The following is a 13,654-nucleotide window of genomic DNA, read 5'->3' on the forward strand; positions in this document are numbered from 1 at the left end:
GTTTGTCGAAATTTGCTTGTTGCACCAGGAAGATACCCCACCCAGGGTATTTTACTGGTGCATTTGTTTTTGTAGACAAAGATAGGTCAGGCTTCTTTCCTACTCCCTGGGTACACAACTATAGCGGTTCTCGGTTGGATGAGTACATTTCAACCCCACCCCCAACCCCTCCCCCGAAGTTTGCTCAACGGGGGGAACCCCCGCACGCAACTTCTCTCCGCAAGCGGGGAGGGGAGCGTTTGCGTCAGCAAATGCGGGGTGGGGTTCCAACTGTATTACAAGCAAGTAAGAACTGCTATAGATTCAGGAATCAAACCGTATTCCTATATGTTTAAAACAATTAATTCACGACTTGGCTACCATGACTGCGGGGATCATCTTGCGGTTTTGGTGCAACTGAGGTAGAAACTTTAGAAGTTTTACCACTAGCTTGGGCATAAGGTAAGGGTGTACCAGCCACTAACGCCTCGACATTATTAGCCATGATATTACGGGGTATATCACCGATCGCCTGGGCTGTACTTTCTGCATCTTTAGTTAAAAATACAAAATGGGGAATACCATCTACGCGATATTTCAACATTTCTGGCAACCATTTGGTGTTATCTACGTTCAGCATGACAAAATTAGCTTTGTCGGCATACTGCTGTTCTAGTTCTGCCATATCTGGTGCCATTTTTTGGCAAACAGTACACCAGTCAGCGTAAAACTCCACGATGGATGGTTTACCGTTACTCACAGCAACATCTAGGGGTGTGGAGTTTTTCGCCAACTCAGCAACGGAAATGGAATTAGTTTCAGTTCTTAACCCTAAAACAAGAGCAACACTCAGGGCGATCGCTACTATTACAATTAAGAAGTTTCTTAAACGCTGCCCAAATTTAGATTCTGGCTTGGTGGGAGTATTAACGGATGCTTCTGTAGTCATAGCAAATTTATTCATACTTATTAACTATTGCCACTTTTTAGTTTATCGCTTTCTTTTTATCTGTCCGCCTCTACCTGCTTAAACCTGTGAAAAAACGAGTTACTTTAACATTTCCCAAGCGTGCTATTCAAATGCCTGTAACCTATGTACTGGCAAAAGATTTTAATGTAGCTGCCAATATTATCCGCGCCCAAGTCGCCCCCAATCAAATCGGTAAATTGGTGGTGGAACTTTCTGGAGATATTGATCAGTTAGATGCAGCAATTGAATGGATGCGATCGCGTCACATTGGTGTATCTTCCAGTTTGGGAGAAATTGCTATTGATGAAGATATCTGTGTTGACTGTGGCTTGTGTACTGGGGTATGTCCTACAGAAGCACTGAGTTTGCATCCAGAAACATATAAATTAACATTTACGCGATCGCGCTGCATTGTTTGTGAACAGTGTATTCCGACTTGTCCTGTGCAAGCAATTTCTACTAACCTTTAACTTAAGGAGAATATATCGGCTGTGACGCTGCGATCGTCAATTAACCTAGTCTCAGCCGGAGAATCATAAACCACTAACAGCGAAGGCACTCCTAATATATCTTGAAATAAAGTCATCCCCTCAGCATGATCATTGCGATTTCCATAAGGAATTTCTTGCACAAGCTGTGGATAGTTGAGCAGATTTTCTGAAGACTTCAAACCATTTTGCCAACGATAAACTTGCACTGGGCCATCTAAATCCATTGTTGGCCCAGCTAAAATTAATAAATCTTCTCTATCCAGACACAAATCACGAATTCCTAACCCATTCAGCCAAAGGAAATATTTTTTGTATTCTTTCTTTGCTTCACCAATCGGCATGAGTTTCAGCAATCCGGGACTGGAGTTTTGTAGTTCAATTTCCAGAACTATTGCCCAACCTCGTAATACAGGGCCACGCAACCCCAAAAAAATTCGGTTTTTATAAATAGCTAACCCTTCAATATCAAAACCATTGTCTTTACCGGGAATTGCAGCTTGAATAAATGCCCCCAAATGAGGGTCATTTGCTAAAGCAGACATTAGTAAATTGCCTTGTTTTGTGATTTCTAATTTTGCCGAAGTTAACTGTAAATTTGCGTCTTGTGGGTGTTGACAAGCAGAAACTAATTTGCCATCTATCAAAGGAATTCTGCCTAAGATATAACGATTAGGTTCGGTTTCAATTTTTGCCAGTCTCAAAACATTTTTTTGATCAGACTTGTCAGGTTTGGGTTTTTTGCGTTTGTAACTATGGGAACCAACTAACCATAAATAATAATCTGTATATGCCAATCCTTCAATATCAATTTCTTCGTCTTCTGAAGCAGGTAATTTAAGAAAATCTGAGACTTTATATTGTTGGTGTTCGGCAAATTTATTTTCTTCACTCAAAGTTAGTCTTTCCAAGGTAGAAGTTTCATCTGAGCCTAACCATAAATGTTTATCAGGTGTTAGCATTACTCCTGAAATATCTGTTCTGTATTCTCGAAAACTTTCAGTAAATGTGAGAATAACTTGCTTGATGATCTGTGAGTTTGGCATTTTTATGATGAATATTTTTTGTGATTACAGTAACTATCCAAGATAATGACAGCCATTTTAATCAGTATTAGACAACAATCTCTATAAACTCACTTTATTTTTAGATTCATCTCAAAATAATGCTAATATTAATACTCATCATTATAGTTATCAAGTTTAAAAAAACTATCTAGAGATAGATGGTTTTTTTAAACTGATGCTAGTATGCAATAACCCTAATCAGTAACTAGTTGCTATTAATTATGAAACTAGCCACCAAACCCACGGTCAAAACACTAGGCGAATACGCTTACCAAGCAATTCAAAAGCATTTTAATAAAACTTTAAAGTACGAAAAAACTGTTAAAAAAGATGAAGATCCTGAAGCATTACATCAAATGCGTGTAGGGATGCGCCGTCTCCGTACCGCAGTGAATCGGTTTGATATTGTACTAGATTTGCCAAAGCCAGCAAGTGATAAAAATATTGGTAAAATTGCTCGTCGGCTAGGTAGCCTCAGAGACTTAGACGTACTCAAAGAAAGTTTAGAACAGCTTTACCAACCAAAACTACCACATAAGGAACAAAAATCTCTACATAAAGCTTTTCAGGCTTTAGCAAAACAACGAGAAGTTGCATTAGCTGATGTGTTGAATACACTCAAAGATGAGCCATATAAATCTTTTAAACAAACATTAGAAGAATGGTTAGAAAAACCCCACTATCAATCTTTAGCTACTCTGCCAATTCAGCAAGTATTACCAGATTTACTCTTACCAGAAGTCAGTGTTTTCTTTCTCCATCCAGGGTGGTTAGTGGGAACTCAAGTTACCGAGTCTGAAGTGAAGATTCGCAGTGATTGGCAAGCTGAGAAAATAGAACAACATTTAACTAGTAAAGGTGAGACGATTCATGATTTACGCAAACAAGCAAAACGTTTGCGTTATCAAATGGAATTATTTGCTGAATTATATACAGACGCTTACACAGGGTACATTGTGGAAATAAAAAGCATACAAGATATTTTAGGGAGCATTCAAGATAGTGTGGTGATGGGACAGTGGCTGACCGATGTTTTTAAGTCAGAATTTAATAGTCATCTGCCTACTTTAGCTAACTTATTAGCCGAACATCGTCACCAATTATGGCAGCAGTGGCAACCGTTACAAGAAAAATACTTGATAGTAGAAAATCGACATAATTTTCATTTAGCCATCTTACAGCCAGCGTAAAATTTTGGGAGTGATTTTATCTGATTGTTTCTGTGACTAACGAGGAGTTAAACTAATAGGAGCTTCAAGGGATAGGACATAAACACTGCTTTGGGGAATTTGTACAATCCGGGTGTTTTCTGCGGAACTTAAACCTGTCAACAATCCTACAGCACTGCCTAACATAGCTCCTCGATCAAATTGCTCAGGATCTCCTTGGCTGATAAAGCCTAAAGTACTGCCGCCAATTCTCCCCCAAACCGAACCATTTTCAACTGCCTTATCATTAGCTCGCACATGGGTAATGGTAGTACCAGGAATCACTTGACTAGAGGCTTTGATGGTCACAATTCTGCCGTTAATCACTAAAGACTGTGCCACAATTCTTGCTCCGCCTTCTTTGGGTTTTAAAACTATACTGACTGGGGTATTTTCAGGCGCGATAACATTGCCTTGAGCATCTTTAATGGCACTAGCTAAAGGAAGAGTCAGAGGATAATCTTTTTTCTGCCCAACATCGATGGTAACAGGTGCAGGAAAAGCCACAATAATTGCGGTATCTTGAGGAATGGTGATTTCAGAACTGATTGCTTGTGGTTGCACAGTTGGAACTGGTTGAGCATGAGTAGGTAATGTGACTGTACCTAATAAGGAGATAGAACAAGCAAGGCTGAGTAAAAGATTGGTTTTCATAACTGTTTTCCTTTGAATGTGAGTGTTTAGTGTTTGGGTTTTATCCCTTCACTCAATCAATAGGTTTGGGTTGATGAGTTTATGCAGCCGTCAGACTAGTACAACAAGGAAAAAGTAAAAAGGCAAAAGGCAAAAGAAAGAACCTTGATACCACAAGGCTTTTAGCAATTACTTATGGTCACTGAGTTTCGGCTACGCGGTAGTTGAATCTCGACACTTCTCCTACCGGAGACGCTACGCGAACGACAAGCTCAGTGCATCGCTTCGCTCGATTACCACGTAGCCGAACTGTGGTTTATTTATTTACGCCAACCTGTTGTTATCTATCTCCCTTGTCTACCTTATCTCCCTTGTCTCCCTTATCTCCCTTGTCTCTCGTTTGATATCTCAAATAGAATTGCCATATCTTCCATTCAGCTTCTAGCGATCGCTGCTGAATTTCTGTATTCTCAATACTACATTGAAATGAGAATGTAAAATACTTAGATGCGATCGCTGCGATTATGTAGCTTTTACAAGTTAAGCTGGATAGGAGTAGCGATTGATTGCGCTTTTTATAGAAAAAAATTCTGTTAGTTTTTATTTTTGACTTGAGAACCCCGGAATGCTAGACAGCATATTTGATTATCTCCACTTTCACTTCAGCGTCGAAGCCCCTATAGTCCTGCTAATTCTGGTGTTTTTAGAGGCGGTGCTTTCGGCTGACAATGCGATCGCCCTCGCTGCGATCGCCCAGGGATTAGAAGACAAGGAACTAGAAGGTAAGGCGCTGAACTTTGGTTTAGTAATTGCCTACGTGTTGCGGATTTCCCTGATTTTGACTGCTACCTGGGTACAAAATTTCTGGCAATTTGAACTGTTAGGTGCTGCTTACTTGCTGTGGCTGGTATTCCAACACTTTACCTCAGAAGAAACAGAAGACTCTCACCATCATGGGCCGAGGTTTAAAACTGTTTTACAAGCCATACCTGTAATTGCATTTACAGACTTGGCATTTTCATTAGATAGCGTTACAACCGCGATCGCAGTTTCCCAAGAAAGATGGTTAGTCTTAACAGGTGCCACCATCGGAATTATTACACTGCGATTTATGGCTGGCTTGTTTATTCGCTGGTTAGATGAATATGCCAACCTCGAAGATGCAGGTTATGTAACTGTAGCGTTCGTAGGTTTGCGTTTGCTCTTAAAAGTGATCAACGATGATTTAGTGCCACCAGAATGGTTAATGATCACTGCGATCGCCCTGATTTTAGCTTGGGGCTTTTCTAAACGGAATCCCGCCTCATTACCCCAAGCTGAACCGGAAAAAACCGAAGTCTCGAAATAAGGAGGCAGGAGTCAGGAGGCAGTGGTTCGGCTACGCGGTAATCGAGCGAAGTCGAGATTCACCAACCGGAGGCAGGCGGCAGAAATGCCGTGTTTTCCTACTCCCCACTCCCCACTCCCCACTCCCTACTCCCCAAAATTATTCGTGCAACCAAGGGAAAATATGTGGTTGCCAATTAACTAACTCTTCATCTTTAAACCACAAAGCAACTTCCTGCTGTGCAGTTTCGGGAGCATCGGAACCGTGAATTAAGTTGCGTCCAATATTGATCCCAAAGTCGCCGCGAATTGTTCCTGGTTCTGCGGTTAAGGGATTGGTAGCACCGATGATTTTTCTCGCCGCCGCAATCACACCATCACCTTCCCAGACCATCGCTACAACTGGGCCAGAAGTGATAAATTCGACTAAGCTACCGAAAAAGGGGCGTTCCCGGTGAACACCATAATGTTGTTCCGCCAATTCTTTACTTACTTGGAGAAACTTCAACCCCACCAGGGTAAAACCCTTAGTTTCAAACCGACGGATAATTTCGCCAACTAGTTTACGTTGTACGCCATCAGGCTTAATTGCTAAAAATGTGCGTTCCAAAGCTGTCTCCCAAAACTTAATAAAGTTTTTATCTTGTCAATTTTCTTTTGTCCTTGGTCTTTTGTCCTTTGTCAATAGTCTAAAAACGAATGACCAATGACAAATGACAATATTGACGAATGACAATTGACCAATCAGAGTTTATCTCAGAAATCATCACTAGGTGCGTATCCATTACCAGATGAATGCGTTAAATTGTTTATTCGTGGGTGAAACACAGAGGTCAGAAATGGGTGTTGAGTCAACTGCTACATCTGATGAGGTGGTACAACTACCGTCAAATGGTCATAAATCTGAAGTGAAAAATCACAAACAAAAAAAGTTATTACCACCAAGCACTACCGCCGGCGATTTACCTCGCGCTTGGAAAATCGAGGATAGCGAAGCACTATACCGCATTGAAGGATGGGGACAACCTTATTTTTCAATTAACGCTGCTGGTCATGTGACTGTTTCCCCCAAAGGCGATCGCGGGGGTTCTCTTGACTTGTTTGAATTGGTCAACGCCTTAAAGCAAAGGAATTTGGGGCTACCCTTGCTGATTCGCTTTTCTGACATTTTAGAAGACCGCATTGAGCGGTTAAATGCTTGTTTTGCCAAAGCGATCGCTCGTTATAACTACCCTGGTGTTTATCGTGGGGTGTTTCCTGTCAAATGCAACCAACAACGGCATTTGATTGAAGATTTAGTCAAATTTGGTAAACCCCATCAATTTGGATTAGAAGCCGGTTCCAAGCCAGAATTAATGATTGCCCTGGCTTTATTGGATACCCCAGGCGCATTGCTCGTTTGCAACGGCTATAAAGACCGGGAATACATCGAAACGGCAATGTTAGCCCAAAGACTAGGCCAAACCCCAATTATTGTTTTAGAGCAGATTGAAGAAGTTGATTTGGTAATTGCGGCTAATCGCCAGTTAGGGATTAAACCAATTTTGGGAGTGCGTGCCAAACTCAGCACCCAAGGAATGGGACGCTGGGGAACTTCCAGTGGCGATCGCGCCAAGTTTGGTTTAACCATGCCCGAAATTATCGAAGCTGTGGATAAATTACGCGAAGCCGAGTTAATCGAGTCTTTGCAGTTATTACATTTCCACATCGGTTCGCAAATTTCTGCCATCAATGTGATTAAAGATGCCATCCAAGAAGCCAGCCGCATTTATGTAGAGTTGGCGATGTTGGGAGCAGACATGAAATATCTCGATGTTGGTGGTGGCTTGGGTGTAGATTATGACGGTTCTCAAACCAACTTCTACGCCTCGAAAAACTACAACATGCAGAACTATGCCAACGATATTGTTGCAGAGTTAAAAGATACCTGTGCGGAAAGACAAATCCCAGTACCAACACTGATTAGTGAAAGTGGTAGGGCGATCGCATCTCACCAATCGGTACTGATTTTTGACATTCTCAGTACCAGCGATGTCCCCCTCCATCCCCCCGAACCACCACAAGAGGGAGAATCACCAATTATCAATTACTTGTGGGAAACTTATCAATCAATTAACAAAGAAAATTACCAAGAGTTTTTCCACGACGCAACCCAATTTAAAGAAGAAGCCATCAGCCGCTTTAACTTAGGCATTTTGCGTCTACGGGAAAGAGCCAAAGCCGAGCGACTCTATTGGGCTTGTTGTCAAAAGATTTTAGACATTACTAGACAGCAAGATTACGTACCCGATGAACTGGAAGACCTAGAAAAAATCATGGCTTCCATCTACTACTCCAACTTGTCAGTGTTTCAATCAGCACCAGACTGTTGGGCGATCGACCAATTATTTCCCATTATGCCTATCCACCGCCTTGATGAAGAACCAACAAGACGGGGAATTTTGGCAGACCTCACCTGCGACAGTGACGGTAAAATTGACCGCTTTATTGACCTGCGTGATGTCAAATCTGTTTTAGAACTGCACACCTTCCAACCAGGCGAACCCTATTACTTGGGAATGTTCCTCAATGGTGCGTATCAAGAAATCATGGGCAACCTGCACAACTTGTTTGGTGATACCAACGCCGTTCACATTCAACTCACACCCAAAGGCTACCAAATTCAACACGTCGTCAAAGGCGATACCATGAGCGAGGTAGTCAGTTATGTGCAGTATGACTCCGAAGATATGGTGGAAAATATCCGCCAACGCTGCGAGAAAGCACTAGAAGAAAAACGCATTACCTTGGCAGAATCCCAAAGGTTATTGCAAACCTACGAGCAAAGTCTCAGAAGATACACCTATCTGAACAGCTAAAGGTTAGGGATCAGAGACTAGGGACTAGTAGTGTACCAACCCAAAATTGCTACGTGGAGGTAAGCTCTTGTGCAGGGGAGCAGGGGAGAAACTTGCAGTAAGTCTTTTCCCCCTGCCCCTCTGCTCCTCTGCTGACCACAACGCAAAGTTTCCTTGGCAGACTACTAGAGATTAGGGGAATTTTTTTGGGATTAATCCAAAGTTACCAGCCCCTAGCCTCTAGCCTCTAGCCCCTAGCTGGTGCTTGTCCCCAGCAATTCTTCAATCGCTTGTCGTTCTAGAGGTGTGTGGACTGGTGGTGCTTGACGCGCATCAGTAATTAGCCAGTCTAAAGCAGCAGCTTGCACATCAATAGATGCGCCTGTTTTATCCACGCAATAACGACCAAACACCAGCTTGTCAACGAGACGGACACCAGGCCCCAAACGTGACCATTCAAAGATGACGCTGTTATCTACAGTTGCGCCACTGCATATCCAACAATTCGGGCCGATCATCGCTGGCCCAACGATTTTCGCTCCATCTTCAATTCTGGTCATTCCACCAATGTAAACTGGGCCAGTGATATCTACCTTGTCCCAATTGATCGCCACATTTAAGCCAGTGTAGATGCCAGGGGCGACTTCATGACCGGGAATTTGGACGTTTTTAATTTCACCTAGCAACACACCGCGAATTGCTCGCCAGTAGTCTGGGACTTTACCAATATCTACCCATTCAAAATCCATCGGAATCGCGTAGAAAGGCGCACCAATTTCGACTAATTTGGGGAATAACTGACTACCGATGTCATATTCAACCCCAGAGGGAATGTATTTAAATACTTCTGGCTCAAAAATGTAAATCCCTGTGTTGATATTGGTGCTGAGGGCTTCTTCTACTGAAGGTTTTTCTTGGAAAGCTTTGACACGTCCCTCTTCATCAGTAACGACAACACCGTAACTAGAAACTTCTTCTAGGGGAACAGATTTAGAAATGATGGTGGCTATAGACCCTTTAGATTTATGCCACTTCACAGCTGCTGTTAAATCCAAGTCAATTAAAGCATCACCGCATAATACTACAAAAGTATCGTCAAAAAACGGCGAGAAATCTTGAATCCGCCTCATTCCTCCCGCCGAACCAATGGCTTCCCCCACCAGTTTACCGTCATCAATTTTACCTTCAAAAGAATAGGCAATTTGTACGCCAAACCGTTGACCGTCGCGGAAATAGTTTTCAATTTCTTCAGCTAAATGGCTAACATTGACCATAATTTGGTCAAAACCATGTTGACGCAAAAGTTCCAGTAAAAATTCCATCACTGGCTTTTGCAAGATAGGAATCATTGGTTTGGGAGTCGTGTAGGTAATGGGACGAACGCGAGTACCCTTACCCGCCGCGAGAATCATCGCTTTCATAAAATTTGTTCCTCAACCACAAGCCAGTTTACTTTCAACGAGTAATACTTAATCATCAGTTTTAATCTCTGTTCTAAGCAACTCCTAGAATCAGGGATAACAGTAATTTACTGGTTATTGCAACCATAGCGAGAGATAGGCTACAGGCTTAACCCGCCGCAAGCGATCGCTAATATTCTAAATTTGCTAAAACTTAAAAAAATAGCTTTGGTATCTCTGTGTAACTTACATAATTATTTTTAATCTGAACTAGTAATTTAGTTTATTGGTTGTTCTACGGATTTTGGTATGTTAACTGCATCTGTAATCAGCCGAATTTGGATTTCTTGGTAAAATTCCGCTTGAAATAGTTCGACTTTAGATTGAGCCGATAACAACAGTAAAGCCCAAAACACACCAACTAAGTGGCTGTGTTCTGACTCATGGTGAGCATTATTTTGTTGTGGTTGCTGGTTTTGAGACCATAATTGTACAAGCTGTTCCAGGGTGACATAACTTTGTTCTTGAAATAATTCTTGGGCAGCATTACGCAGTAACTCCTCCAGTTCTTGAGCAACTTCTGTGAGATTTTCTTGGTGAGCTAATTCTAGCGCCTGCCGCATTGTACGGACACTAGGCTGGCGCTTCACCCGCGCCGGCTTATCAACTTTTTGGACGAGTTTTAGCTGATTTGCCATCAGCTGCAATTGTTCAATTAATTCTTGCAGGGTGACACGTCGCTTAGGCGGTGGCATAGCCGAGGGACGGCGGCGTAGCTGTAACTCTAATGGCAACCGACGCTGATGAGAGAAGCCGTTTTCCAAATCAGTTATGCCGTCATCTTCTAAAATTTCTGCGACATCTCCAGCTGTTGACCATTGCATCAAGGTATTTGCTTTGAATAACACCAGCATTGATGCCGACAAAAAAGCTTGGCCAGATTGAGATAAATCAGCTTCATAGCCTTTTGTTGTCGCCTCCGGTGCCATAAATTCTAAATAACGGTCAATTACCTCTATCACCTTGACATCCCAAGGGTCTATTTCCCCCCGTTCAGCTTGGTCAATGAGGAGTGTTATTGTCTCTAATAGCTCGGAAGCATCCATTCTGATTTCCGAATTGGTGTGATTTGAGGTCGGTGAAACAAATCCCAGCAAGATACTCTAGTTAATTTAATTATTTATGGACAAACTAATATATCATTAGGTTTTTATACTGGTGTTTCAGCAAGATAACTTAATAGTGCTGAGTTTTGAGTGCTGAGTGCTGAGTAAAAAATTCTTCCTCTGCTTCCTCTGCGTCCTTTACTTTACTTCCTCAGTTCCCTACTCCCTAATTTATCCGGTCTTCTGGCGGGTCGTGGGAAATGGTGAAAGGTGAGACGAAATTACCTCCTTTGTTGGTTTTGATGGCATCAAATGTGCCTTTAATAGTGCCAGCGATGGGAACAGCCACAAGTGTACCTAACAATCCCGCAATTTCAAATCCAATCAAAATAGAAATAAAAATCCAAATGGGGTTGAGACCGATAAAGTCACCGAGTAATTTGGGTGCTAAGAGATTATCTTTAATTTGTTGCATAATCATTGCAGCGATCGCAACTTGCACTCCTAACCAACCGTTTTGCAGCATTACTAAAATTGTCACCAAACTAATGCCCAAGGTTGCCCCAATAAAGGGAATCAGTTCTGATATGCCGATAACTATGGCAAACAATAAGGCAAAAGGCGCTTTCATCACAAGAAAAATCGGGGTGAGAGTCACTATCATGAATAAGCCAAGTAGCAATTGACTCAAGAAAAATCTTTGAAAATTTAGCTGTAGAGATATCGTCAAAGGTACGCCAATGTGAGATGGCAAAAGATTGATTAAACCGAGCCAGACGCGATCGCCATACAAAAGCATATAAAATGCCAGTACAACCACCAGTACAATATTTAATAAGCCCGATAGCAAAGTCCCAGCTACACCCACCGCCCCAGATGCTAACTGCTGGACTATGTTTTGTATACTGGCATTAATTTGATTACTCAGTACTCGTAAATCTAAAGGTAAACGGCGCTTTTGGGCAAATGCTTCTAGTTGTTCTAAGTTGGTTTGACTTGCAGTTAACCAATCAGGAATTTTATTTAACAGTTGAATTGTTTGGTCAATCACGATTGGGACTAAAGTCACACCCAAAATGACAAACAATGTCAATGTCACCAACAACACTATGATGACTGCCTGTGTCCGAGTGATGCGGGCGCGTTCAAAAAACTTCACTGGGTAATTCAGTAAAAAAGCTAAAATCGCCGCAACACTAACAATCGTGATGGGATGCTTAAAATAGTTGAAAAGTATTGATAGCAGCCCAACATTGAGAGCGATAATCGGGCCGCTCAAACCGTAGAATAACAGAGTTTGCAGAGAGGCTGAACGGCGCATTGGATTTAATGCTTGAGACGGTTCGGGAAGAAATTTGGGCAACTGGCATTGATACCAGCCATGATTTATAGATATTTTTAACTAAGCCCTGTATAAGTGTATCTGTTATAGAGGAAATACATAACGATGAATACCACCATAGCTGACCTCCGCAAAGACTACACATTACAAGACTTAACTGAAACTGAAGTTGACCCTAACCCATTTATACAATTTAAAAAATGGTTTGAGCAGTCATTAGCAGCGCAATTGCCAGAACCCAATGCCATGACTTTAGCTACTGCCACACCTGATGCTAAACCTGCGGCGAGAATGGTGTTACTCAAAGATTTTGATGAACGAGGTTTTGTTTTTTTTACTAATTACGACAGTCACAAAGGACAAGAACTCGCAGAAAATCCTCAAGCAGCTTTGGTTTTTTGGTGGGCAGAATTAGAACGCCAAGTACGAATTTGTGGTCATGTAGAAAAAGTTTCGGAAGCAGAGTCAGACAAGTATTTTGAAAGTCGTCCACCTAATAGTCGCTTAGGTGCTTGGGTTTCTCATCAAAGCGAAGTTATCGAAAGTCGAGAACTGCTAGAAAAGCGAATGGAACTGTTTCAGAGTAAATATGAAAACCAAGAAGTTCCTCGTCCGCCTCATTGGGGGGGTTTAAGAGTCATTCCTTCCGAAATTGAGTTTTGGCAAGGTCGTCCTAGCCGACTACACGATCGCTTGCTTTATACTCTTTTAGATGATGGCAGTTGGAAAATTGAGCGGTTGTCGCCTTAGAAGTGGGGAGTAGGGAGTGGGGAGTAGGGAGTAGGGGTAGAGGAAGAATGTTTTACTCAGCACTCACACTTCGACTACGCTCAGTGTAAAGCACTCAGCACTTGCCGCATCAATCAAAAACGTACTTTTCCGCTACTTTCCAATAGCGGGAAAAACGCTTTAAATCGATATAGCCGTCATACTCAAAAAATGGTTCTACGGCTAATACTTCTAATTTCACAGAACGTTCTATGTCATCGCAGATATCATCAAATCTCGGACTTGGGCTTTCGGCTGTCACCACAAAATTAGCATTGTTTTCTTTAGCAAAGGCTAAAATTTCTTGGGCAACATTGCCGCGACGAATTTCTACTGGCAACTCTAGCAAGCATTCATAAATAAAGGCGATGCGTTTCAGGCTTAATTGCCATTCTTCAATTAAAGCATCGTCCCATACCCAAATTGCTGGGGCATCAGGGTATTCTTGAAATGCGGGGTTGGATGGGCTGAGACAGTCGCCGTGTATCCAGATAATTGGTTTATTCATGAGAACTGCCTTGAAAATGGGT

General features: G+C 42.1%; 13 protein-coding genes. 5 read left to right on the forward strand and 8 right to left on the reverse strand.

Annotation, left to right across the window (positions count from 1 at the left end):
* Positions 1–340 precede the first annotated feature (340 nt).
* Positions 341–928 carry a thioredoxin family protein gene (locus tag H6G77_RS10340; RefSeq protein WP_190871648.1) on the reverse strand — a complete coding sequence of 196 codons (588 nt, stop codon included), beginning with the start codon at positions 926–928 and terminating at the stop codon, positions 341–343.
* A gap of 86 nt (positions 929–1,014) precedes the next feature.
* Here H6G77_RS10340 and H6G77_RS10345 point away from each other — a divergent pair, with 86 nt between their 5' ends.
* Positions 1,015–1,419, forward strand: coding sequence for an NIL domain-containing protein (locus H6G77_RS10345; RefSeq protein ID WP_096582235.1), 405 nt, complete (start codon positions 1,015–1,017; stop codon positions 1,417–1,419).
* Here the strand turns inward: H6G77_RS10345 and H6G77_RS10350 are convergent.
* Complete coding sequence (locus tag H6G77_RS10350) at positions 1,416–2,483, reverse strand: DUF3616 domain-containing protein (RefSeq protein WP_190871508.1); 1,068 nt, start codon at positions 2,481–2,483, stop codon at positions 1,416–1,418. The two genes, H6G77_RS10345 and H6G77_RS10350, sit on opposite strands and share 4 nt — an antisense overlap.
* 242 nt (positions 2,484–2,725) lie before the next feature.
* Here H6G77_RS10350 and H6G77_RS10355 point away from each other — a divergent pair, with 242 nt between their 5' ends.
* Entirely contained in the window at positions 2,726–3,694 is a 969-nt protein-coding gene (locus H6G77_RS10355) for a CHAD domain-containing protein (RefSeq protein WP_190871509.1), read from the forward strand.
* Positions 3,695–3,730: 36 nt separating this feature from the next.
* On the opposite strand, the gene H6G77_RS10360 is transcribed toward H6G77_RS10355, so the two are convergent.
* Positions 3,731–4,366 (reverse strand): hypothetical protein, encoded by a 636-nt coding sequence (locus H6G77_RS10360; protein WP_190871510.1) that lies wholly within the window; start codon positions 4,364–4,366, stop codon positions 3,731–3,733.
* A 604-nt stretch (positions 4,367–4,970) separates the two neighbouring features.
* Here H6G77_RS10360 and H6G77_RS10365 point away from each other — a divergent pair.
* Complete coding sequence (locus H6G77_RS10365; RefSeq protein ID WP_190871511.1) at positions 4,971–5,693, forward strand: TerC family protein; 723 nt, start codon at positions 4,971–4,973, stop codon at positions 5,691–5,693.
* Positions 5,694–5,831: 138 nt separating this feature from the next.
* Here H6G77_RS10365 and ndk read toward each other — a convergent pair whose 3' ends face one another.
* The gene (gene ndk / locus H6G77_RS10370; protein ID WP_190590567.1) at positions 5,832–6,281 is read right to left on the reverse strand and encodes a nucleoside-diphosphate kinase; all 450 of its coding nucleotides are present in this window, start codon (positions 6,279–6,281) and stop codon (positions 5,832–5,834) included.
* 229 nt (positions 6,282–6,510) lie between these two features.
* Between ndk and speA the strand changes: the two genes are divergently transcribed.
* Positions 6,511–8,529, forward strand: a complete 2,019-nt coding sequence (gene speA / locus H6G77_RS10375; protein ID WP_190590566.1) for a biosynthetic arginine decarboxylase — start codon at positions 6,511–6,513, stop codon at positions 8,527–8,529.
* A 233-nt stretch (positions 8,530–8,762) separates the two neighbouring features.
* Here speA and H6G77_RS10380 read toward each other — a convergent pair whose 3' ends face one another.
* The 3 genes from H6G77_RS10380 to H6G77_RS10390 form a co-directional block, all read right to left on the reverse strand.
* Positions 8,763–9,929, reverse strand: coding sequence for a sugar phosphate nucleotidyltransferase (locus tag H6G77_RS10380; RefSeq protein ID WP_190590565.1), 1,167 nt, complete (start codon positions 9,927–9,929; stop codon positions 8,763–8,765).
* Between the two features lie 257 nt (positions 9,930–10,186).
* Positions 10,187–11,014, reverse strand: a complete 828-nt coding sequence (locus tag H6G77_RS10385) for a segregation/condensation protein A (protein ID WP_190590564.1) — start codon at positions 11,012–11,014, stop codon at positions 10,187–10,189.
* Between the two features lie 226 nt (positions 11,015–11,240).
* Positions 11,241–12,335 carry an AI-2E family transporter gene (locus tag H6G77_RS10390; RefSeq protein ID WP_190672659.1) on the reverse strand — a complete coding sequence of 365 codons (1,095 nt, stop codon included), beginning with the start codon at positions 12,333–12,335 and terminating at the stop codon, positions 11,241–11,243.
* 126 nt (positions 12,336–12,461) lie between these two features.
* Between H6G77_RS10390 and pdxH the strand changes: the two genes are divergently transcribed.
* Positions 12,462–13,106, forward strand: coding sequence for a pyridoxamine 5'-phosphate oxidase (gene pdxH, locus H6G77_RS10395; protein WP_190590562.1), 645 nt, complete (start codon positions 12,462–12,464; stop codon positions 13,104–13,106).
* A gap of 109 nt (positions 13,107–13,215) precedes the next feature.
* Here the strand turns inward: pdxH and H6G77_RS10400 are convergent, their stop codons facing one another.
* Positions 13,216–13,632: a hypothetical protein gene (locus H6G77_RS10400; protein ID WP_190590561.1), complete on the reverse strand. Its 417-nt coding sequence runs from the start codon at positions 13,630–13,632 to the stop codon at positions 13,216–13,218.
* Between the last annotated feature and the right edge of the window lie 22 nt (positions 13,633–13,654).

The sequence above is a fragment of the Aulosira sp. FACHB-615 genome (genome assembly GCF_014698045.1).
In the GTDB taxonomy this organism is placed as follows: domain Bacteria; phylum Cyanobacteriota; class Cyanobacteriia; order Cyanobacteriales; family Nostocaceae; genus Nostoc_B.